Here is a 19638-nt window from a genome sequence, read left to right as displayed (position 1 = left end):
TCAGGCGCTGGCGTTGCGCGCCCGGTTGCGAGCGGCGCGGCGCTTCATCGCGCGGCGCTCGTCCTCGCTGAGGCCACCCCACACACCGGAGTCCTGGCCGGACTCCAGCGCCCACTGCAGGCACTGCTCCATGACGGGGCAGCGACGGCAGACGGCCTTGGCTTCCTCGATCTGCAGCAGCGCAGGACCGGTGTTGCCGATGGGGAAGAAGAGCTCGGGGTCTTCCTCGCGGCAAACGGCGCGGTGACGCCAGTCCATGGCTGCTCCATCTCCTTGTGGTGGGCTTGTGAATGTGAACGCTTTCACGAATCCCCCCGCGACAGAAGGGGACGACGACCAGATCCCTGGTTGCGGTCCCGGGGGTTTGAGGTAGGGGGTTCGGGCTCTCAAGGGGGCCGTGAGCGGCCGTCCCGATCGCCATGAAGAGACTCGCAAACCTCGGCGGCGGATACAACCCCTTCTGGAAAGTTTTTTTTGATTCCTTGGTGTCGCCTCGGTCACAGCCCCACTTCCAGCGGGTGGAAGATGGCCTAAACGTTCGACTGAAAGGACTTTTTGCGGTTCGACTCACACAATCACACGCAGTGCACGCCGTACGCCTGTGAACGTCACGCTGGAACGCAGTCCGAGGTGGTCACCGTCGATCTGAAAGGGCAATCTCACCTGCGAATGCAAGGTGAAGGACGTCAGGTCGTGCAGTGACAGAGTGTGTCGGCCGTGTGGCCCCCGCTCCGGGGAGGACGTGAGGAGCTGGGTCCCGTACCGGGCCACCGCGGGGGCGGAGAGGCTGCGCAGCCCGAGGACGTCCAGCGCGGTGTCGAACGATGCCCCGGGGGCGGCGTACACCGGGCGATTGCCCAGGTAGGTCCAGGGTGAGGTGTTGCACACCACGGAGAGCACGAGCCCTTCGGCGGGGGCGTGCCCCGGGCGTTCCAGGGTGATCGTCCCGTGGCCGCGGTGGGGATCGCCGAAGAACTGGCGGAGCACCTGGCGCAGGTACAGAGCGTGGGTGGAGCGCTTGCCGCGCTCCCGCTGCTGCTCGACCCGGCCGACCACGCCGGCGTCGAATCCCAGCCCGGCGGTGAATGTGAACCAGCGGTCGGGAACCGACGCGTCCACCGTTCCCGGGGTGCCGGAGGCCAGTCCGAGACCGACCGTCCGTTCGTTTCCCTCGTGCAATGCGTCCAGCAATGCGCCGGTCGCCTCCACGGGGTCATTGGGGAGCCCCAGGGCGCGGACGAACACATTCGTGGAGCCCCCCGGAACGACGGCAAGCCGCGGCAGGGAATCCGGGTCCGGGCCGTGGTGCAGAAGGCCGTTGACGACCTCGTTGACGGTGCCGTCGCCGCCGAGGGCCACCACCAGTTCGACGTCGCCGCTCTCCGCGGCCCGCCGGCCGAGCTCGCGGGCGTGCCCGCGGTGCTCCGTCATGACCACGTCCACCTTGAGGTCGCTCGCCAGGGCGTGGATGAGGACGTCCCGGGTGCGGGCACTGGTGGTGGTTGCCGTCGGATTGACCACGAGGAGGGCGCGCATGGGTCGCAGACTACCGACCTGCGGGTACGTGCCGCAGTCGGGACCGCTCCCCGTGGCCGGGCCGGGAGCGCGGCGGTGGATACCCTGGCGCGGTGAGCAGTGAGCAGCGACCCTCCCCGGAAGACTCCACGGAAACGCGGCCGGCCGGATCCCGCCCGCCGCGCCTCTCCGCCGCCGCGGCCCTGTGCGCCGCGGAAGGCGGTGTACTCGCGGGATTCGGCGTGTATCTGCTGGTGATGGGCGTCCTGGGGACGCCGGACAGCCCGAGCCAGGCCGAGACGGGCGGGCTCACGCTGCTGGTGCTGGCCGCGCTGCCGCTGGTGGCGGCGCGCGGGCTGCTGCTGCGGCGGAGCTGGAGCCGCGGGCCCGCGGTGATCACCCAGATCATGGCGGTGCCCGTGGCGTGGACGCTGGTGAGCACCGGCGGGACCGCGACGGCCGCCGGTGTGGCACTGGGCGCGGCGGCGATCGCCGTGCTGGTCCTGCTCGTTCATCCGGCGGCCACGCGGGCCCTGGACATCGGCTCCCGGGACGGGCGCTGAGGTCACCGGCGGCCGGCGGCCACCCGGCGGGCCACGGTGATCCGGCGGACGGCCGCGATCCGGCGGACCCCGGCAGGACGGCCGGGGGCGACGGGACGACGGGGCGGTGCGACGGGCGTGACGGTGAGCGGAGCCGGGCACACCGGCGGCGCCCACGGAGGCGGGAAACCGCCGGGCGGTTCCCGCGAGCCGGAACGAGGACAGGCGTTCGCCCCGTGGCCCCGGCCGGCCGCGGAGGGGCCGGGGCGTGCCACCGCGATCGGCAGCGATGACCGGCAGCGGTGACCGGCAGCCGGGGCCGGTCACTCCTCCACGAGGAGCTTCTCCCGGAGTTGTGCCAGCGTGCGGGCGAGCAGCCGGGAGACGTGCATCTGGGAGATGCCGACCTCCTGCGCGATCTGGGACTGCGTCATGTTGCCGAAGAAGCGGAGCATGAGGATCTTCTTCTCCCGCGGTGGCAACTCCTCCAGCAGTGGCTTGAGCGACTCGCGGTACTCCACACCCTCCAGGGCGTCGTCCTCGGCGCCCAGGGTGTCGGCGACGGCCGGGGACTCCTCGTCGGTGTCCGGGACGTCCAGGGAGAGCGTGGAGTAGGCGTTGGCGGACTCCAGGCCCTCCAGCACCTCCTCCTCGGAGATCCCGATCTGCAGGGCGAGTTCGTGCACCGTGGGGGAGCGGCCGTGGCGCTGGGACAGCTCGGCCGTGGCGGTGGTGAGCGACAGCCGCAGTTCCTGGAGGCGGCGGGGCACGCGCACGGCCCAGCCCTTGTCCCGGAAGTGCCGCTTGATCTCGCCGACCACCGTCGGGGTGGCGTACGTGGAGAACTCCACCCCGCGGTCGGGGTCGAAGCGGTCCACGGACTTGATCAGCCCGATGGTGGCGACCTGGGTCAGGTCGTCCAGCGGCTCGCCGCGGTTGCGGAACCGCCGGGCGAGGTGCTCCACCAGCGGCAGGTGCATCCGCACCAGGTGGTCGCGGAGCGCGGCGCGCTGCGGTGAGCCGTCCGGCAGGCCGCGCAGCTCGATGAAGAGGGCGCGGGCCCCGCTCCGGTCGTGCGGGTCCGGCTGCGGACCGCGGGCGTAGTCGTGCTCGCGGCCGGGGCGCGGGGCCGGCTCGCCGTCGGGGCCCGGCCGCGGGCCCCGGCCTCCGGCGGCGGGGCCGGGGGTGCCCCCGCCGTCCCCGGCACGGGGCCGCGCCACGTCGCCCGCCCCGGGGCCGGGGTGCTCGCCCTGGCCCTGTCCGGGCCGGGGCCGCCGCTGTTCCTGCTGATGCTGGTCCATGTGGTCCGCCCGATCTGCCTGCTGCCCGGGGACGGCCGCCCTGCGCACCGCCCGCGCCACACGACTGTCGTTCTGCACCGGCCCGCCCGTCCCCTCCGTCATGGCTGACCGGGACCCGCGCCGCGCTTCTTGTGCAGGCCGATGCTGACCGTGCGGTCCTCGCCGACGGTGGAGTCCACCTCACCGGCGAGGGCGGAGAGCACCGTCCAGGCGAAGGTGTCGCGCTCGGGGGCGCGGCCGTCGGTCGTGGGGGCCGAGACGGTCACCCGCAGCGAATCCCCGACGAGGCGGAAGACGCAGCTGAGCACGGACCCGGGCACCGCTTGCTGCAGCAGGATCGCGCACGCCTCGTCCACGGCGATGCGGAGATCTTCGATCTCGTCCAGGGTGAAGTCCAGCCGGGCCGCGAGGCCCGCCGTGGCCGTCCGCAGCACGGAAAGATAGGCTCCCGCGGCGGGCAGCCGGACTTCCACGAAGTCCTGGGTCCCGGGCTCACCTGCGATGTGGGACACCCTCACCTCCAAGGTGACGAACAGTTCGAGCTGTAGGGCTGTGAAGCTGGGTAGAGCTGTGAAGCTGTGGAGTCGCCGGCCCGGCCGTCTCGCGCGGAGACGCCCCGCCCGGCGCGGCACATGGTTCCGCGTGCGACGCTATCGTGATCCACAGGCCGGTGTCGCCTGTGTGGTGGACGCGGGGCACGGCGGAGCCGCCCTCCAACGGCTGTCGGCGCCCGCGAACCGGTGAACGTCACTCATTGTAGGCACGTTCGGACGAAGAGTGGCTAGGGGTGGGGGCACCCCAATTCCCCGGATTCGGCGGCCGGTTCGCGCCTCGGTCGTCAGCTCTGACGTCGCACCTGGTCAGACGGTTCCGGTGAGGACGGCCGCCAGCCGCGTGCCCGGGGCGAACGCCCCCTCGGCGGCCGAGGTGAGAAGGCCGTGCAGCATTTTGGCGACGTACAGTGACTCCACGGGGACTCCGTGGCGGGTGGAGAAGTCCTCCGCGAACTCCCGGAGCCACGGCGGGGTCCGCGCGTAGCCGCCGCAGTGGAAACGGCCGTCGACCGCCCAGTCGCCCCGCCGCCCGCCGAAGGCCTCGTGCTGGAGCCGTTCGGTCTCCCGTGCCAGGAAGCCGCCGCCGACCGCGGCGACGCCGAGCGCCCGCTGCCCCGGGGCGAGCCCGGCCGCGAGTCCGGCGAGCGTGCCGCCGGTGCCGCACGCCACGGCCACCACGTCGGCCCGGCCGCGCAGTTCACGTCCGAGACCGGCGCAGCCCCGGACCGCGAGGGCGTTGCTGCCGCCCTCCGGGACGAGGTGACAGGGCCCGTGGCGGTCCAGCAGGCCGGCGACGACCTCCGGTTCGGTCTTCCGCCGGTAGGTGGCACGGTCCACGAAGACCAGGCGCATCCCGTCGGCGGCGCACCGCGCCAGCGAGGGGTTGAGCGGCCGGCCGGCCAGTTCCTCGCCCCGGACGACGCCGACAGTGGCCAGGCCGAGCAGCCGGCCGGCCGCGGCGGTGGCCCGCAGATGGTTGGAGTAGGCGCCGCCGAAGGTGAGGAGGGTGGTGTGCCCCCGCTCCACGGCGGCCCGCAGATTGGGCAGCAGCTTCCGCCACTTGTTGCCGGGCACCTCGGGGTGGATCAGGTCGTCGCGCTTGAGCAGCAGCCGGACACCGTGGCGGGCGAAGCGGTCGTCGTCGACGGCGTGCAGCGGGGACGGGATCCGGGGGCGCGGGGAGCCGGGGAGGGCGCCGGGGAGGCCGGGGGCGCCGGAGACGCCGAGCCCGTCCGGGGCACCCGGGGCGTTCAGGTCGTCGGGGACGGCGGGCAGGGGGCCGTGGCCGGTGCCGGCGGACGGGAAGGCGCCGGGCGCCGGGCGCGGGGACGGAGGGGTGGCGGGCACCGGGCCATTGTCGCGCGGTGCCGCCGCGGTCTCCTCCGGGACAGGTGTGGTGCGGGAACCAGGGAACGTGGGGGCGGAGGGGCGGGGGAGGCGGGGGCCGGCGGAAGCGGGCGTCAGCGGGGGAAGCCGGCCTCGCCGTGGGTGGCGGTGTGCCGCTCGACGGCCTCCAGGGCGAGGCGGGTGGCCTCCGGGGAGCCGCCGCGGCGCTGCTCCGCGTAGTAGGCCGCGCCGAGCTTCTTCAGCAGATCGGCGCCGGCCCGCTGGGTCTGCACCTCGTCGTACTTCTGCTTGCCCTGGTTCAGCCCGCGCTGTGCCTGCTCCTTGGCGCGGTCGAGGAATCCTGCCATGGGTGCCTCCTGCGATCGGTGCGGCGGGCCGGTCGGCGTACCGCCTCTCGACGGGTCAACGGAAGGGTGGCACCGGGGGTTCCCCGCGTCGCCCGTACGGCCGTGCCGGCGCCGTACCGGGGACCCCGGGGTCCGCCTTCCGGGGCCGGGCGGGCAGGGGCCGTTCGGGCGGCCGGTCCGCCCGGCCGGGTGCCCGCCGGGGCACCGGACCGGGCAGGCCGGTGGGGGCCGATGGGGGCCGGCGGGCGCCGGGGCGCCGTCACGGTACGCGGCCCGGCGGTCCGGAGCGCGGCGCTCCGGGGGCCGGTGCGGTCCGGCCGTCCCCGGGGGCGGGGGAGGGGACCGGGGCGACGGGATCCGGTGGGACGGGGCCCGGTCCGGCCAGCCGGCTCAGGGCCTCCGCCAGCGTGGGCACCGGGGCGAAACGGGACTCCAGACCGGTGAGGGCCAGGACGCGCAGGAGGGCCGGCCGCCGGCAGACGAGCGCGAGCCGGCCGCCCTGGGCCTGCGTGCGGCGGTGGGCCCGGCACAGCAGCCGGAGTCCGGAGGCGTCGAGGAAGGTGACGGGGCTGAGGTCGACGGCGAGCCGGGGTTCGGCCGGGGTGGTGGCCCGGTCCAGGTACGGGGAGATGACGACGGCCGCGGCGATGTCCACCTCGCCCCGGAGTTCGACCACGGTGCAGCCCCCCGTCCGGTAGGTGGCCACGTGGAGGCTGGGCTGCTGGGTCAGCGGAGTTCTCCTCTTCAGGCACCGCCGGAGCTCACGCCCGGCCGTCTCTACGGACCCCCGCGACAGCGGGACGAGGGCGTCCCGCGCCGTCCGCCTCCGGGCGCTGGGCGTCCCGGGCCGCCCGGCCGAAAGGCCCGGGGCAGGGTGTGACGTACCGTCACCGTATCGCCACAGGGCGCGGATGGGGGACCGGAGAAACGGTCTTTGGTGGGGTAACTACATCCGTAACGGTGAATTTTCCGTTCTGGGATTGACGTCCGCTGCCCGCTCCGGCCCGCGTTCCGGCGGTGGGCCGGGAGCGGGAGGTGGTCTGGAAGGGCGTCCGGCCCGCGTCCTACGGTGATCCCCACCCGCTCCGAGCCCCGGAGGCAGCAGACATGCCGTCCACGCCACCGCCGTTACCGAAACCCCCGCCGTCACCTCCGCCCCCTCCGTCGCCGCCGCCATCGATGACCCCGATCCCCCCGGACCCGGCCGCGCCGGTCCCCGGCATACGCCGTGCCGGTCCTGGTGACCGCGCCTGGGTGGCCGCCCTGCTGAGCGAGGCGTTCATGGACGACCCGGTCTCCACCTGGGTCTTCCCGGAGGAGGAGCGGCGGCGCGCGCTCCACCCGGCGTTCTTCGGCGTCTTCCTGGACGCCGCCCTGGCGGAGGGCTCGGTCGACGTCACGGAGGACCGCTCCGCGGCCGCTCTCTGGCTCTCCGTCCCCGCCGTGGCCGAGGCGGACGTGGCCGCGGCCGTCGCCGGGGACGACGAGGTGGCGGCCCGGATGCGGGCGGTCAGCGACCCGGCGAACGAGCGTACGGAGCTGGTGGGCCGGCTGACCGCGCGCGTGCACCCGCGCGCCCGGGCGCACCGCTATCTCATGCTCGTCGGCGTCGAACCGGGGCGGCGGTGCCAGGGCATCGGCGGCGCCCTGCTGGCGCCCGCGCTGCGCGACTGCGACCGGGCGGGGCTGCCCGCCTATCTGGAGGCCAGCAGCGCCCGCAGCCGCCGGCTGTACGAACGCGAGGGGTTCGCCCCCACCGGCACCACGGTCCAGCTGCCGGGCGGCCCGCTCATGTGGCCGATGTGGCGCGAACCGCGCGGCTGAGACCCGGCGCGATCCGCCCCGCGCGCCGGGGGCGCGGGCGGCGCCGGGCCCCCGAGCGGCACGACCGGGGAAGCCGCCGACCGGCGCGATCGTCGGAGGGCGGGGAGCGACGGCCGGACGGGACGGCAGGACCCGGCGCACCGTCACACCGGACGACCCGTGGCGCGCTTCTCCTCCGCAGCACCCGGAACGGACCGCACCCGGGCCGTCATGGACGCCGTTCTCGGCGGCCTGCGGACCGGGTGCGGACCGGTGGGCGACATGACCAGCGAAACCGCAGGTCAGGCGGCCTGTGCAGAGGTCAGGCCTTCTTGGTCTCCCAGAAGATCTTGTCGATCTCGGCGATGTAGTCCAGCAGCTTCTGGCCGGTCGCCGGGTCCGTGGAGGCCTTGGCGGCGCTCGCGGCCTTCAGGGCGTCGTTCACCAGCTGGTGGAGGTTGGGGTACTTCTCGAAGTGCGGGGGCTTGAAGTAGTCGCTCCACAGCACGGAGATGTGGTGCTTGGCGAGCTCCGCGCGCTCCTCCTTGATGACCGTGGCGCGGGCGCGGTAGTGCGCGTCGTCGTTGGCCTGGTACTTCTCCTGGATGGCCTTGACCGACTCGGCCTCGACACGGGCCTGGGCCGGGTCGTACACGCCGCACGGCAGGTCGCAGTGGGCGCTGACCCGGACCGTCGGGGCGAACAGGCGGGAGAGCATGTAGCTGTCCTTCCTTCGTGATCGTCTTCTCAGGTGGAGATTACTCCGTGAAGATAGCCATAGGGCGGGTGCCCCAGCGGGCCTGGGACAAAAGTCCGAGGACGCGCCGGTCCCGCGCAGTACCGCGGTGGGGCCGCCGCGGTGTCGCGCCCGGTGGCGGGGGAACCTGGGTGCGGCGGGCGGACGCGGGGAGAACCGAACGGGAGGTGCCGGATGGCCGACGGCCGGTGGTGGCGGACGGGTGAACGGGCGCGTGCGCGGGCCCGCGCGCTGGAGAGTCACGGGGGTGGGCTGCCCGGTGGCCCCGGCGGCGCTGGTGACCCCGGCGGTCCCGGCGGTGCCGTACCGCCGGCGGGGCCGGCCGGGCCGGGAGGGCAGAGGGGCGCGGATGACGCCGTCGCCCCGGAGGCACCGGCGCCCGCGGCCCTGCTGCCGTACGGGCTCGCCGAGGTGGCCGGTCTGTCGATGATGCCGACGTTCCGCCCCGGTGACCGGCTCCTCGTCCGCTACGGAGCCCCGGTGCGGCCCGGGAACGTGGTGGTGCTGCGTCACCCGATGCGGCAGGACCTGCTGATCGTGAAGCGGGCCGCCCGGCGCCGCGCGGGTGGCTGGTGGGTGCTCGGCGACAACCGGGACGCGGAGAGCGACAGTCGCGAGTTCGGCGCCGTGCCGGAGGAACTGGTGCTGGCCCGGGCCCTGCTGCGGCTGCGCCCACCGCTGCGGCCGCGGATCCGGCGTTCGCCGGCCGCGTTGCTCTCCTGGGTGTTCTCGGCGGTGCGGCCGGTGCGTTCCTCCGGAGCGCCGGCCGAGCGGATCTCCCGCCTGTCCGGTACGGGCCGGTCCGCTCCCGGCCCGTGAGGGACTTGTTCGTCCTGCCCGCGCCCGTCCACCCTGTCCTGCCCCCGCCCGTCCACCCCGGCCTGTCCATCCCGCCCCGGCCCGTCCGCGCCGGGCGGCCCGTCCGTCCTCAGGTGCTCGCGCCGGCGGAGCCGTCCGGACCGTCGCCGTCGGGGGCGGTCAGGGCGCTCTCCCGGCGTTTGCGGGCCCGGTAGGCGGCCACGTTGGCGCGGGTCGCGCAGCGGTCGGAGCAGTAGCGCCGGGAGCGGTTGGTCGAGATGTCGAGATAGGCGTTGCGGCAGGGGGCGGAGCGGCAGATGCCGAGCCGTTCCGCGCCGTGCTCGCTGAGGTGGAAGGCGAGCCCCATGGCGGCGGTGGCGGCGTAACCGGCGGTGGCGTTGGCCGCGTGGTCGGCGATGTGCAGATGCCAGTCGGGGCGGCCGTCCTCCCCGCGCAGTTGGTGGCCGGAGATCTGCGGGCTGACGGGGAACTCCATCAGCAGGGCGTTGAGCAGGTCCACGGCCAGGACCTCGTCGCCCGCGTCGGCCGCCTCGAAGACCGCGCGCAGCCGGGTCCGCACCGACCGGAGCCGGGTGACGTCCGCGTCGCCCGCGCGGCGCGCCGCCTGCTGGTGCGGGCCGAACAGTTCGCGCACCGCGTCGACGGAGGTGAGGCTGTCCGTGGCGCGGGCTGGCTGCTCGGTGTTGACCAGGCGTACCGCGAAGTCGGCGTAGGAGGCCAGGTCCACGGGGCTCCTCGGGGGTCGGTCCGGGCCGGCCACCGGGGCGGGGCCTTGGCCCGGGGACGGGGCGGGCTCGGTCACCGGCCGCCGGGGCGGGTGGACGGCGGTCCGGTACCGGCCAGTATCCCGGACGGGCGGCACCGGCGGACGCCGGACCTGCCGCCCGTCCCGGCGCGGACCTGCCGCCCGTCCCGGCGCGGGCCCGCCGCCGGGACGGGCGGGTCCGGGGGCGCACCGGGCCGGGGCGGGGAGCGGCCATGGGCAGCCATCGCCGGCGGGGGACGGCGGCCCGGGCCGCCCGGTCCCAGGCCCCGGGGCGGTGGTCCACCCGCGCCACCGGCGCCACCGGCCCGCCGTCCCCGCGGCCGGGCGCCCGTACGCGGCGAGGCGGAGCCGACGCCACGCGCCGTTCCGCCTCCCCGCCCACCGCGCCCCGGAACCGGGTGGTGGCCGGTCCCGGGAGCGCGCAGGACCCCTCGGGGTGCGGCCCGCGCCCTCAGAGCACCTTGGAGAGGAACGACTTGGTGCGCTCGTGCCGCGGGTTGGTCAGCACCTCGCGCGGATGGCCGGACTCGACCACCACGCCGTCGTCCATGAAGACGATCGAGTCGCCGACCTCGCGGGCGAAGCCCATCTCGTGGGTGACGACGATCATCGTCATGCCGTCCTCGGCCAGCCCGCGCATGACGTCCAGCACCTCGCCGACGAGCTCCGGGTCGAGCGCCGAGGTGGGCTCGTCGAAGAGCATCAGCTTGGGCTGCATGGCGAGCGCCCTGGCGATCGCCACCCGTTGCTGCTGGCCGCCGGAGAGCTGCGCGGGGTAGTTGTTCGTCTTGTCGCCGAGGCCGACCCGGTCGAGCAGCTTCACCGCCCGCTCCCGGGCGGCGGCCTTGGACTCCCGCTTGACCTGGACCGGCGCCTCCATGACGTTCTCCACCGCCGTCATGTGCGGGAAGAGGTTGAAGCGCTGGAACACCATGCCGATGTCCCGGCGCTGGGCGGCGACCTCGCGCTCCTTCAGCTCGTAGAGCTTGTCGCCCTTCTGCCGGTAGCCCACCAGCTGCCCGTCGACGGAGAGCCGGCCGGCGTTGATCTTCTCCAGGTGGTTGATGCACCGCAGGAAGGTGGACTTGCCGGAGCCGGACGGGCCGACCAGGCAGAACACCTCCCGCGGGGCGACCTCCAGGTCGATGCCCTTGAGGACGTGCGTGGCGCCGAAGGACTTGTGGACGCCCTCGGACTTCACCATCGGAGTCATCCGAGGCCTCCCCGGTTGCCGAAGCCCGCGACATTGACCTTGATCTTCTGCCACGGCGTGAGCGGCAGCTGGCGGAGCGAGCCCCGGGCGTAGTACCGCTCCAGGTAGAACTGCCCGATGCTGAAGAAGCTGGTCAGGATCAGGTACCAGAGCACCGCGAGGAAGAGCATCTCGACCACGGCGCCGGAGACCCGGCCGATGTTCTGTGCCGAGAGCAGCAGTTCCTCGTACTGCGCGGCGCTCGCCGCCAGGGCCGAGGTCTTCAGCATGTTCAGGAACTCGTTGCCGGTGGGCGGTACGATGACCCGCATGGCCTGCGGCAGCACCACCCGGCGGAGGGTCTTGCCCTGGGTCATCCCGAGGGCGTGGGACGCCTCGGTTTGTCCCTCGTCCACCGACTGGATGCCGGCCCGGACGATCTCGGACATGTAGGCGGCCTCGTTGAGTCCGAGCCCGAGCAGAGCGGCCATGAACGGGGTCATGAAGTCGCTCATCTCGTCCCGGTAGAACCCGAGATTGATGTACGGGAAGATCAGCGCCAGGTTGAACCAGATCATGAGCTGGACGTAGACCGGCGTGCCGCGGAAGAGCCAGACGTAGGTCCACGCCACCGACGAGGTGACCGGGTTCTTCGACAGCCGCATCACGGCCAGGACCACGCCGAGGACGAGACCGATGGCCATCGCCAGCAGCGAGATCAGCACCGTGGCGCCGAGCCCCTCCAGCACGCTGGCGGAGAGGAGGAAGTCCGGGATGGCGCCGTAGTTCACGTCCGCGCCCGCGAACGCGTTGAGGATCAGATACACCAGGGCGAGCACCACGAGCGTGGATATCCAGCGGCCGTAGTGCCGGACGGGTATCGCCCGGATCGCCTCAGGTGCGGGTCGGCTGCCCGGAGGGGTTTCCTCCGGTCCGGCCTTCTCGGTGGGAACAGTCACGGGTGTTGCCTTTCCGGCGTCCCCGCCGGGCGGGGACGGTGAGATCCGTCGGGGTCAGGAGCCGCCGTTGATCGCGATCTTGTCGATCGCGCCCTCGGAGACGCCCCACTTCTTGAGGATCTTGTCGTAGGTGCCGTCCTCCTTCACCGCCTCCAGCGCCGCCTTGATCGCGTCCCGCAGCTCGGTGTTCTTCTTGGCCACCGCGATGCCGTACGGGGCGGCGTCCACCTGCTCGCCGACGAGCTCGAAGTCCTTGCCGCCACCGGAGGTCTTCACGGTGTAGGCGGCGACGGGGAAGTCGCTGGACCCGGCGGCGGCACCCCCGGCCCTCAGCCGGGTCTGCGCCTCGGTGTCCTGGTCGAAGGACTCCATGGCGATCTTCTCCTCGCCGTCCTTCTCGCACTTCTTGGACTGGTCCTTGGCGAGGTCCTCCGAGACGGTGCCGCGCTGCACGACGATCTTCTTGCCGCAGAGGTCGTCCCAGGTCTCGATGCCCTGGGTCTTGCCCTTCTTGGTGTAGATGGAGACACCGGCGGTGAAGTAGTCGACGAAGTCGACGCCCTCGCCGACCTTCTTGCCGCTCTCGGGGTCGATGCCCTCCTGGCGCTCCTTGGTGTCCGTCATCGCGGACATGGCGATGTCGTAGCGGCCGGAGCGGAGCCCGGTGAGCAGGGTGTCGAAGGTGCCGTTGTTGAACTGGAGGGTCACCCCGAGCTTCTCGCCCATGGCCTCGGCGAGGTCCGGGTCGATGCCGACGGTCTTGCCGCCCTCCTTGAACTCGACCGGGGGGTAGGCGATGTCGGAGCCGACCTTGATGACGCCCTTGTCCTGGATCTCCTTGGGCAGCTGGTCGTGGAGCGGGGCCTGCGAGCCCCCGGCCTTCTTGCCGTCGTCACCCGCGCCGTCCGTCTGGTCGCCGCAGGAGGTCAGCAGCAGGGCGCTCGCGACCGCGATCGCGCCGACGGCCACGGTGCGGGAGGTTCGCGCCACCGAGCGGCGGGTGGGGCTGGCGGTCATGGGGGTTCCTCCTGCGCGTCAGGGACGTGGAACGGGCCGGACACCGGACACACCTCTGTGAGTGCCGCGACCATGGCTGATTAGGGCATCTTGCCATCCGGACGGACCGGGACGGCCGGTCACCGTGTCAAAATCGGATAACGGGCAATCCCCTTCGCGCAGGGAACGGACAGAGCCGAACGGCCGCCTTCCCGTGCCCCCGGAACGAGACCGGCATCACGGTTCTCCGGCCCTCGTGCCCGAACGCGCCGGTGGCCCCTGCCCCCGCGCCCGCTCCCGGGCGTGTGCCGGGCGTGTGCGAGACATGTCATTCGTACGAGCAACCGCTCGTCCGGTAGAAAAGACCCTTACACCCCTCACCCGGGGCTCAGGGCGCGTGTGCGGCGCGCCCGGCGTCCGTATCTCCTCCCGCGGGCTTCTCTCCCGCGGGGCTCCGTGCGCGGCTCCGGCCGCGGGAGCGGCCGACCGCCGCCCGGAGCCGCGGACGCGGTGCCCGCCCGCGCCTCAACCTGGCGCGGAAACCCTCAGAAATCTCGGACTTAAGGGGTCAAGAAGTGGCAGCGGAGATTGTGAATCCTCGCAGCGACAGCGACAGCGCCGGCGGCAGCCGCCCGGACAGCGGCAGCGGCGGTGCGGGGGAACGGAGCGGCGACGAGCCCTTCGATCCCGCCTTCGCGCTGCACCGCGGCGGCAAGATGGCCGTCGCGGCGACGGTGCCGGTGCGGAACCGCGAGGACCTCTCCCTCGCGTACACGCCCGGCGTCGCCAAGGTGTGCAGCGCGATCGCGGAACGCCCGGAGCTGGTCCACGACTACACCTGGGTCTCACAGGCCGTCGCCGTCGTCACGGACGGCAGCGCGGTGCTCGGCCTCGGGGACATCGGCCCGGCGGCCTCGCTGCCGGTGATGGAGGGCAAGGCGATCCTCTTCAAGCAGTTCGGCGGGGTGGACGCGGTGCCCCTCGCGCTGGACTGCCGCGAGGTGGACGAGCTGGTGGAGACCGTCGTCCGGCTCGCCCCCTCCTTCGGCGGGATCAACCTGGAGGACATCTCCGCGCCCCGCTGCTTCGAGGTGGAGCGGAAGCTCCAGGAGCGGCTGGACATCCCCGTCTTCCACGACGACCAGCACGGCACCGCCGTCGTCACCCTCGCCGCCCTGCGCAACGCCGCCAAGCTCACCGACCGGGCGCTCGGGAAGCTGCGCGCGGTGGTGTCCGGCGCGGGCGCCGCGGGGGTGGCCATCGCCAGGATCCTCATCGAGGCCGGGATCGGTGACGTCGCGGTCTGCGACCGCAAGGGCGTGGTCTCCCCGGACCGCGAGGACCTCACCGACGTCAAGCGCGAGCTGGCCGGTTTCACCAACAAGGCGGGCCTCACCGGCTCGCTGGAGTCCGCGCTGGAGGGCGCCGACGTCTTCATCGGCGTCTCCGGCGGGACGGTGCCGGAGGAGGCGGTGGCGAGGATGGCCGCGGACGCGCTGATCTTCGCCATGGCCAACCCCGACCCGGAGATCCACCCGGACGTCGCCCACCGGTACGCCGCCGTCGTCGCCACCGGGCGCTCCGACTACCCGAACCAGATCAACAACGTGCTGGCGTTCCCCGGGATCTTCTCCGGCGCGCTCCAGGTGCGGGCCTCCCGGATCACCGAGGGCATGAAGCTCGCGGCGGCCGAGGCGCTGGCCGCGGTCGTCGCGGACGAGCTGAGCCCGGACTGCGTGATCCCGTCGCCGTTCGACGAGCGGGTGGCCCCCGCCGTGGCCTCGGCGGTGGCCGCGGCGGCCCGGGCGGAGGGCGTCGCCCGGCGCTGACGGCGCGCGGCGGCCGCCGTCCGCGGCCCGCCGTCCGCGGCCCGCCGTCCGCGGTGGCTGCCCCAGTGGTGAGCCTCGGCGGTCACCGGCCGCGACGGTGACCGCCGCGGTGACCGCCGCGCTGACCGGGGGCCGGAGCGGTCGGGTGGTGCGGCGGCCCGGCGCCCGGAGGCCCTGTGGGCCCCGGCGTGCCGGGCCGCTTCGCTGTGCCGGGCCCGCGTCGCCCGGTGGGGTGGCGCGGCGAGTCCGCCGGCCCCCTGAGGCGCTGTGGGGACCGGCCGCGGCGGGTGGCCCCCGTGGTGGCCGTCCGGTACACATCCGGCCCCGCCCCCTGGGGGCGCGGGGCAGTGCCGCCCGTCGGCCCCGTCACGGCCGCGTCGCGCCGGTCAACTCCCGTACGGCCACCGGGGCGCACGGCGGGGGCGCGGCGCGTGTCACACGGCGGTGTGGTTCCGTGCGCGCGTCCTTCCGCTCTAGGGTTCGGATCATGTTCGCCGCCTACGCAGCTCGCATCGACCGTGACCAGCCGCTGAACGGACTGGAGGTGGGCGACCGCCCGGCTCCGGAGAACCGGCCCGGCTGGACGACCGTCACCGTGAAGGCCGCCTCGCTGAACCACCACGACCTGTGGTCCCTCCGGGGCGTCGGGCTCGGCGAGGAGTCGCTCCCCATGATCCTGGGGTGTGACGCGGCCGGGACCGACGAGGACGGCAATGAGGTGGTGCTCCACTCCGTCATCGGCCAGAGCGGCCACGGTGTCGGCCCGAAGGAGCCGCGGTCCATCCTGACCGAGCGCTACCAGGGCACCTTCGCCGAGCAGGTCACCGTCCCGGCCTGGAACGTGCTGCCGAAACCCGCGGAGCTGAGCTTCGAGGAAGCGGCCTGCCTGCCGACGGCGTGGCTGACGGCCTACCGGATGCTCTTCACGAACGCCGGGGTACGGCCCGGGGACGCGGTGCTCGTACAGGGCGCGGGCGGCGGGGTCGCCACCGCGGCGATCGTCCTCGGCCGCGCCGCGGGCCTGCGGGTCTACGCCACCAGCCGGGACGAGGCCAAGCGGCGCCGGGCCGTGGAACTGGGAGCCGTCGAGGCGTTCGAGCCGGGCGCGCGGCTGCCGCAGCGGGTGGACGCCGTACTGGAGACGGTCGGCGCGGCCACCTGGTCGCACTCGGTGAAGTCGCTGAAGCCGGGCGGAACCCTGGTCATCTCGGGTGCCACCAGCGGGCCGAACCCCGAGGTCGCCGAGCTGAACAGGATCTTCTTCCTGGAGCTCAGGGTCGTCGGCTCCACCATGGGCAGCAAGGACGAGCTACAGGCCCTGCTCAACTTCTGCGCCGCGACCGGGGTCCGGCCGGTGATCGACTCGGTGCTGCCGCTGGACCGGGCGCGGGAAGGCTTCGAGAAGATGGCCGGCGGCGACCTCTTCGGCAAGGTCGTGCTGACGGTCTGAGCCGGGCGCCTCCCCGCGGGCCGCCGCCCGTCCGTACGGCGCCTGTCCGTACGGTGCCCCTCCGTACGGCGCCTGCCCGCCGGACGGACAGCCCGCCCGTCGGTTGCTGCTGCGTGCCGCCCGCCCCTCCCCGTCGCCCACGCGGCCCGTCCCCGGAGAGCACCGGTGACGGGCCTGCGTGCCGGTTCGCCGGGGCAACGCGGGCCGGGGCCGGTGTCCCCGGCCCGCCCGCTGCTCAGGGCCGCCGCAGGACGACCCCGATGTGCGCGGCGGCCTCGGAGAGGTGCCGGCGCGCCTCGCGCAGTTGTTCCTCGGTCACGCCGTGGTCCCGGGCGGCGTCACGGATGTCGTCCCGGAAGCGGTCCAGCAGCCGCTCCAGGTCCCGCGCCGGGTGGCCGGAGGGCTCGGGAGCCTCCCGGGCCCACGCGGGCTCCGGCGCCGGCGCGGCGGCGGTGGGGGCCGGTGCCGGGGCCGCCGTCCCGGCGCCCGGTGGCACGGTCCCCGCGCCACCGGCGGCTTCCGCTCCGCCCGCCGTCTTCTGCGGGCCGGCCGCCCCGGGGGCGCGGGCCGGTCCGGCTCCGGCGGCGGTGTCCGCTCCCGGCCCGCCCGGTGTGACCCCGTCCGGTCCCGTCCCGTCCGGTCCCGTCCCGTCCGGTCCGGTCCCCTCCGTCGTCTCCCCGTGGGCCCCGGTCCCGTCCGCCGGGCCCCCGTCCGTCCCGTTCCCCGGCCAGGGGGAGCCGGCGGGGAAGTCCGTTCTCCGGGTGAAGCGGTCGACCTCGCGGGTGATCTCCGCCAGCCCTTCCCGGACCGCGCTCTGCCAGTCCCCGGCCCGGACGTGCTCCTGCGTCCGCTCCTGGAGCCGGCGGGCGATCCGCTGCACCTCCTCGCGGGCCTCGTGCTGCGCCTCCCGGGCCTGCCGGCGGGCGTGCTGGGCGTCCTGCTGCGCCCGGCGGCTCTCCTCCCGGGCCCGGCGGGTCTGCTCCCGCCACTGCTCCTTGGCGCGGCGCAGTTCCTCCCTGGCCGTGTGCCAGGCCTCCTCGCCGCCCCCGGGGGAGCCGCTTCCACCGGCACCGGCACCGGCACCGGCGCCGGTGCCGGAGGTGCGGGCCCGTTCGGCGGCGGCACGCATCTCCCGGCGGAGTTCGCCGGCCGAGCTGCGCACGTCCTCGCGGATCTCGGCGGCCAGCACCGAGACGGAGTCGTGGATCTCCCGTTCCAGGTCGGCCAGTTCGTCCCGGCGGCCCGCCAGTTCGTCCCGGCCGGCGTCGGTGAGGGAGTACACCTTGCGGCCGCCCTCGGTGGTGTGCCGGACCAGGCCCTCGCTCTCCAGCTTGGCCAGGCGCGGGTAGACGGTGCCGGCCGAGGGCGCGTACAGGCCCTGGAACCGCTCCTCCAGGAGCCGGATCACCTCGTAGCCGTGGCGGGGCGCCTCGTCCAGCAGCTTGAGCAGGTAGAGCCGGAGCCGGCCGTGGGCGAAGACGGGGGGCATGTCAGAGCACCTTCTTGGAGTCCGTCGGGTCCGGGGAGTCCGCCGGGTCCGCCGGGTCCGGGGAGCCCGCGGGGCCCGGGAGGTCCGCGGTGTCCGGGCCGGGCGGGTGCTCCGGCGCGGTGCCGTCCTCCGCCGGGTCGGGACGGCGGAGCAGGGCGACGGCCCCGGAGACCGAGGCGGCCCGCAGCCGGCCGTTGCCCGCGCCGAGCCGGCCGCGGAGCTTGCGGGCACCCCAGTGGCCGGAGAGCGCCAGGTTCCCGAAGTCGCTGGAGACGGCGCCGCCGGCCGTGGACGCGTCCACCGCGGCGTCCGCCGGGTCCGGCAGCCGGAGGGCCAGGTCACCGGAGACCGACTTCAGCCGCACGTCCGCGTCCCGGCCCGCGGTGGCGAGGTCGAGCACCACGGTGCCGCTGACCGTGTCGGCGCGGACCCACCGGCCGGCGCCCTCGATCACGGTGAGGTCGCCGGAGACCGAGTTGAAGCGCAGGTCACCGGCGAGCCCCTGGGCCTCCACCCGCCCGGAGACCGTGTCGGCGCGCACCCGTCCGGCGAGGCCGACGAGGGTGGAGTCACCGGAGACGCCCCGCAGCTCCGTGCCCCCGGTGACCCCGGAGACGACGGTGGCCGCGGCGACGGCGCCGATCCGGAGCCGGACCGACGGGGGGACGGTGAGCGAGACGGTGACGGAGCGGTCGGCCGCGCGGTCGAGCCGGCTGAGGAAGCCCTGCCAACGGAGGTCGTCGTAGGCGACGCTCAGTGTGGAGCCCGTCAGGCCGACGGTGAGCGGCGGCCCGTGGACCTCCTCGATGTGGAGCCGCACCGGCCCCTCGGAGCCGACGACATTGACGCTGCCGCCGACGACGCGGATGTCGACGCCGGTGACGGGCTCGTCGAAGGTGAACTTGCGCGGCTCGGCGACGGGCCACTGGGACCGGGCTGGCATGGCCTGACCTTCCTCCGGGTGGACGGCGACACGCAATATCGCGTCTGCGAAAGACGATATATCGCGGATCGGGGAAGTCAAGGGTCGCGGAGCGCCCCGGAGCGGGGCCCGGCGCCGAACACGCCCACGGCAGCCGCCGGTTGACGGGAGGCGCGAGCGGGCCCCGGCCGGGACCGGGCGGGGCCGACACCCCGCGCCGGGGGCCGGGCAGCCCCCTCCGGCCGGTCGGGGCCGGAGAGGGGGCGGGCGGTGCCGGGCTGCCGGGGTGAGCGGGGCCGGGCGGCGGTCGGCGAGGGAAGGGGCCGGCCCGCGGGGGGAGCCTCCCGGCCGAGAACGGGGGACGCCGGCGGTCGGCGGCCGCCGAGGGGCAGGGGGCTCGGACGAATGCACGCCCCGCCCGACCGCCCCGGGTACGGCCCCGCCGCCCGCGGACCCTAGTCCTCCTCCTCGTCGTCGAGCCGGGCCAGCCAGGTGGCCAGACGCTCCACGGGGACCTCGAAGTCCGGGTTGAGGTCGACGAACTCACGGAGCCGCTCGGCGAGCCAGGCCAGCGAGACCTCCTCCTCGCCGCGCCGCTCCTCCAGCTCCTCGATACCGCGGTCGGTGAAATACAACGTGCGCTCCGCCAGGGACGATGGGATGGTCCGGCCAGGATATGCCGCTGCACCGGGCGCTTCGCCGGGCCTCCCGGCCCTTCCGCCCACCCCTGCGCGCGCACCGCTCGGGGCCCGGCGGTCCGGCCCCGGGACCGTCTCCGGGAGCGGCCCCCGGCCCGCCACCGTCACGGCCCGGCGCCCTCACGGCCCGCCACCGTCACGGCCTGGCGCCTGCGCGGCACCACCCCCGGCGTCCGGACGTCCCCCGCCCGGCTTTCGGCACCCGGCGGGGCAGCGGAACCGCTGACCGGACCGCCCGCAGCGGCGGCGCGCCCAGGGCAGCGCGGCAGAGGCGCCGGAGAGGCGCGGGAGAGGCGCCGGAGAGGCCCGGGAGAGGCGCGGGAAAACGGGACGTGCCCTCTCCCCACGCGGG

The 19638-nt window shown here is 74.5% G+C and carries 20 protein-coding genes; 5 read left to right on the top strand and 15 right to left on the bottom strand.

The genetic code is table 11. The features are described from left to right. Together HCK00_RS10265 and HCK00_RS10260 are read right to left on the bottom strand one after the other, a co-directional pair. Complete coding sequence (locus HCK00_RS10265) at window positions 1–258, bottom strand: WhiB family transcriptional regulator (RefSeq protein ID WP_003983230.1); 258 nt, start codon at window positions 256–258, stop codon at window positions 1–3. Between the two features lie 309 nt (window positions 259–567). Next, complete coding sequence (locus tag HCK00_RS10260; RefSeq protein WP_168101507.1) at window positions 568–1536, bottom strand: diacylglycerol/lipid kinase family protein; 969 nt, start codon at window positions 1534–1536, stop codon at window positions 568–570. Window positions 1537–1628: 92 nt separating this feature from the next. Between HCK00_RS10260 and HCK00_RS10255 the strand changes: the two genes are divergently transcribed. Further along, complete coding sequence (locus HCK00_RS10255; RefSeq protein WP_168101506.1) at window positions 1629–2078, top strand: hypothetical protein; 450 nt, start codon at window positions 1629–1631, stop codon at window positions 2076–2078. 302 nt (window positions 2079–2380) lie between these two features. On the opposite strand, the gene HCK00_RS10250 is transcribed toward HCK00_RS10255, so the two are convergent. From HCK00_RS10250 to HCK00_RS10230, 5 genes are all read right to left on the bottom strand, one after another. Then, on the bottom strand, window positions 2381–3460 hold the full coding sequence (locus tag HCK00_RS10250; RefSeq protein WP_240965437.1) for an RNA polymerase sigma factor SigF: 1080 nt from the start codon (window positions 3458–3460) through the stop codon (window positions 2381–2383). Beyond that, a complete protein-coding gene (locus HCK00_RS10245; protein WP_168101505.1) occupies window positions 3457–3870 on the bottom strand; it encodes an ATP-binding protein in 414 nt (137 codons plus the stop codon). Before HCK00_RS10245 ends, HCK00_RS10250 begins: the two co-directional genes overlap by 4 nt. A 348-nt stretch (window positions 3871–4218) precedes the next feature. Continuing rightward, window positions 4219–5079, bottom strand: a complete 861-nt coding sequence (locus HCK00_RS10240; protein ID WP_311765254.1) for a 1-aminocyclopropane-1-carboxylate deaminase/D-cysteine desulfhydrase — start codon at window positions 5077–5079, stop codon at window positions 4219–4221. A 293-nt stretch (window positions 5080–5372) separates the two neighbouring features. Beyond that, window positions 5373–5606, bottom strand: coding sequence for a hypothetical protein (locus HCK00_RS10235; protein WP_168101504.1), 234 nt, complete (start codon window positions 5604–5606; stop codon window positions 5373–5375). Window positions 5607–5865: 259 nt separating this feature from the next. Beyond that, window positions 5866–6312, bottom strand: coding sequence for an STAS domain-containing protein (locus tag HCK00_RS10230; RefSeq protein WP_311765243.1), 447 nt, complete (start codon window positions 6310–6312; stop codon window positions 5866–5868). Between the two features lie 473 nt (window positions 6313–6785). Between HCK00_RS10230 and HCK00_RS10220 the strand changes: the two genes are divergently transcribed. Continuing rightward, window positions 6786–7430 (top strand): GNAT family N-acetyltransferase, encoded by a 645-nt coding sequence (locus HCK00_RS10220; RefSeq protein WP_206320154.1) that lies wholly within the window; start codon window positions 6786–6788, stop codon window positions 7428–7430. Window positions 7431–7731: 301 nt separating this feature from the next. Here HCK00_RS10220 and sodN read toward each other — a convergent pair whose 3' ends face one another. Continuing rightward, window positions 7732–8127, bottom strand: a complete 396-nt coding sequence (gene sodN, locus HCK00_RS10215) for a superoxide dismutase, Ni (protein WP_168101503.1) — start codon at window positions 8125–8127, stop codon at window positions 7732–7734. Window positions 8128–8592: 465 nt separating this feature from the next. On the opposite strand from sodN, the gene sodX reads away from it, so the two are divergent. Next, complete coding sequence (gene sodX / locus HCK00_RS27520; RefSeq protein ID WP_240965462.1) at window positions 8593–8985, top strand: nickel-type superoxide dismutase maturation protease; 393 nt, start codon at window positions 8593–8595, stop codon at window positions 8983–8985. A 109-nt stretch (window positions 8986–9094) separates the two neighbouring features. Here the strand turns inward: sodX and HCK00_RS10205 are convergent, their stop codons facing one another. The 4 genes from HCK00_RS10205 to HCK00_RS10190 form a co-directional block, all read right to left on the bottom strand. After that, window positions 9095–9712: a CGNR zinc finger domain-containing protein gene (locus tag HCK00_RS10205; RefSeq protein ID WP_168101501.1), complete on the bottom strand. Its 618-nt coding sequence runs from the start codon at window positions 9710–9712 to the stop codon at window positions 9095–9097. 490 nt (window positions 9713–10202) lie between these two features. Continuing rightward, window positions 10203–10964: an amino acid ABC transporter ATP-binding protein gene (locus tag HCK00_RS10200; RefSeq protein WP_277348211.1), complete on the bottom strand. Its 762-nt coding sequence runs from the start codon at window positions 10962–10964 to the stop codon at window positions 10203–10205. Beyond that, entirely contained in the window at window positions 10961–11902 is a 942-nt protein-coding gene (locus tag HCK00_RS10195) for an amino acid ABC transporter permease (protein ID WP_168101500.1), read from the bottom strand. Before HCK00_RS10195 ends, HCK00_RS10200 begins: the two co-directional genes overlap by 4 nt. 54 nt (window positions 11903–11956) lie before the next feature. Further along, window positions 11957–12919 (bottom strand): ABC transporter substrate-binding protein, encoded by a 963-nt coding sequence (locus HCK00_RS10190; RefSeq protein WP_168101499.1) that lies wholly within the window; start codon window positions 12917–12919, stop codon window positions 11957–11959. A 554-nt stretch (window positions 12920–13473) separates the two neighbouring features. On the opposite strand from HCK00_RS10190, the gene HCK00_RS10185 reads away from it, so the two are divergent. Together HCK00_RS10185 and HCK00_RS10180 are read left to right on the top strand one after the other, a co-directional pair. After that, entirely contained in the window at window positions 13474–14727 is a 1254-nt protein-coding gene (locus HCK00_RS10185) for an NAD(P)-dependent malic enzyme (protein ID WP_168101498.1), read from the top strand. 487 nt (window positions 14728–15214) lie between these two features. Continuing rightward, on the top strand, window positions 15215–16177 hold the full coding sequence (locus HCK00_RS10180) for a zinc-binding dehydrogenase (protein ID WP_168101497.1): 963 nt from the start codon (window positions 15215–15217) through the stop codon (window positions 16175–16177). A 235-nt stretch (window positions 16178–16412) separates the two neighbouring features. Here the strand turns inward: HCK00_RS10180 and HCK00_RS10175 are convergent, their stop codons facing one another. The 3 genes from HCK00_RS10175 to HCK00_RS10165 form a co-directional block, all read right to left on the bottom strand. Further along, entirely contained in the window at window positions 16413–17666 is a 1254-nt protein-coding gene (locus HCK00_RS10175) for a PadR family transcriptional regulator (RefSeq protein WP_168101496.1), read from the bottom strand. A gap of 1 nt (window position 17667) precedes the next feature. Continuing rightward, the gene (locus HCK00_RS10170) at window positions 17668–18609 is read right to left on the bottom strand and encodes a DUF4097 family beta strand repeat-containing protein (RefSeq protein WP_168101495.1); all 942 of its coding nucleotides are present in this window, start codon (window positions 18607–18609) and stop codon (window positions 17668–17670) included. A 434-nt stretch (window positions 18610–19043) separates the two neighbouring features. After that, entirely contained in the window at window positions 19044–19223 is a 180-nt protein-coding gene (locus tag HCK00_RS10165; RefSeq protein WP_168101494.1) for a DUF6104 family protein, read from the bottom strand. Between the last annotated feature and the right edge of the window lie 415 nt (window positions 19224–19638).

This window comes from Streptomyces zingiberis (genome assembly GCF_012034935.1).
In the GTDB taxonomy this organism is placed as follows: Bacteria; Actinomycetota; Actinomycetes; order Streptomycetales; family Streptomycetaceae; genus Streptomyces; species Streptomyces zingiberis.
This window is presented reverse-complemented; position numbering and strand designations above follow the sequence as displayed.

Excerpts from the sequence above, each read along its gene's own strand:
- HCK00_RS10265 (WP_003983230.1), bottom strand. The coding sequence starts at position 258 with ATGGACTGGCGTCACCGCGCCGTTTGCCGCGAGGAAGACCCCGAGCTC.
- HCK00_RS10260 (WP_168101507.1), bottom strand. The coding sequence starts at position 1,536 with ATGCGCGCCCTCCTCGTGGTCAATCCGACGGCAACCACCACCAGTGCC.
- HCK00_RS10250 (WP_240965437.1), bottom strand. The coding sequence starts at position 3,460 with ATGACGGAGGGGACGGGCGGGCCGGTGCAGAACGACAGTCGTGTGGCG.
- HCK00_RS10235 (WP_168101504.1), bottom strand. The coding sequence starts at position 5,606 with ATGGCAGGATTCCTCGACCGCGCCAAGGAGCAGGCACAGCGCGGGCTG.
- HCK00_RS10220 (WP_206320154.1), top strand. The coding sequence starts at position 6,786 with ATGACCCCGATCCCCCCGGACCCGGCCGCGCCGGTCCCCGGCATACGC.
- sodN (WP_168101503.1), bottom strand. The coding sequence starts at position 8,127 with ATGCTCTCCCGCCTGTTCGCCCCGACGGTCCGGGTCAGCGCCCACTGC.
- sodX (WP_240965462.1), top strand. The coding sequence starts at position 8,593 with ATGATGCCGACGTTCCGCCCCGGTGACCGGCTCCTCGTCCGCTACGGA.
- HCK00_RS10200 (WP_277348211.1), bottom strand. The coding sequence starts at position 10,964 with ATGACTCCGATGGTGAAGTCCGAGGGCGTCCACAAGTCCTTCGGCGCC.
- HCK00_RS10190 (WP_168101499.1), bottom strand. The coding sequence starts at position 12,919 with ATGACCGCCAGCCCCACCCGCCGCTCGGTGGCGCGAACCTCCCGCACC.
- HCK00_RS10180 (WP_168101497.1), top strand. The coding sequence starts at position 15,215 with ATGTTCGCCGCCTACGCAGCTCGCATCGACCGTGACCAGCCGCTGAAC.
- HCK00_RS10175 (WP_168101496.1), bottom strand. The coding sequence starts at position 17,666 with ATGCCCCCCGTCTTCGCCCACGGCCGGCTCCGGCTCTACCTGCTCAAG.
- HCK00_RS10170 (WP_168101495.1), bottom strand. The coding sequence starts at position 18,609 with ATGCCAGCCCGGTCCCAGTGGCCCGTCGCCGAGCCGCGCAAGTTCACC.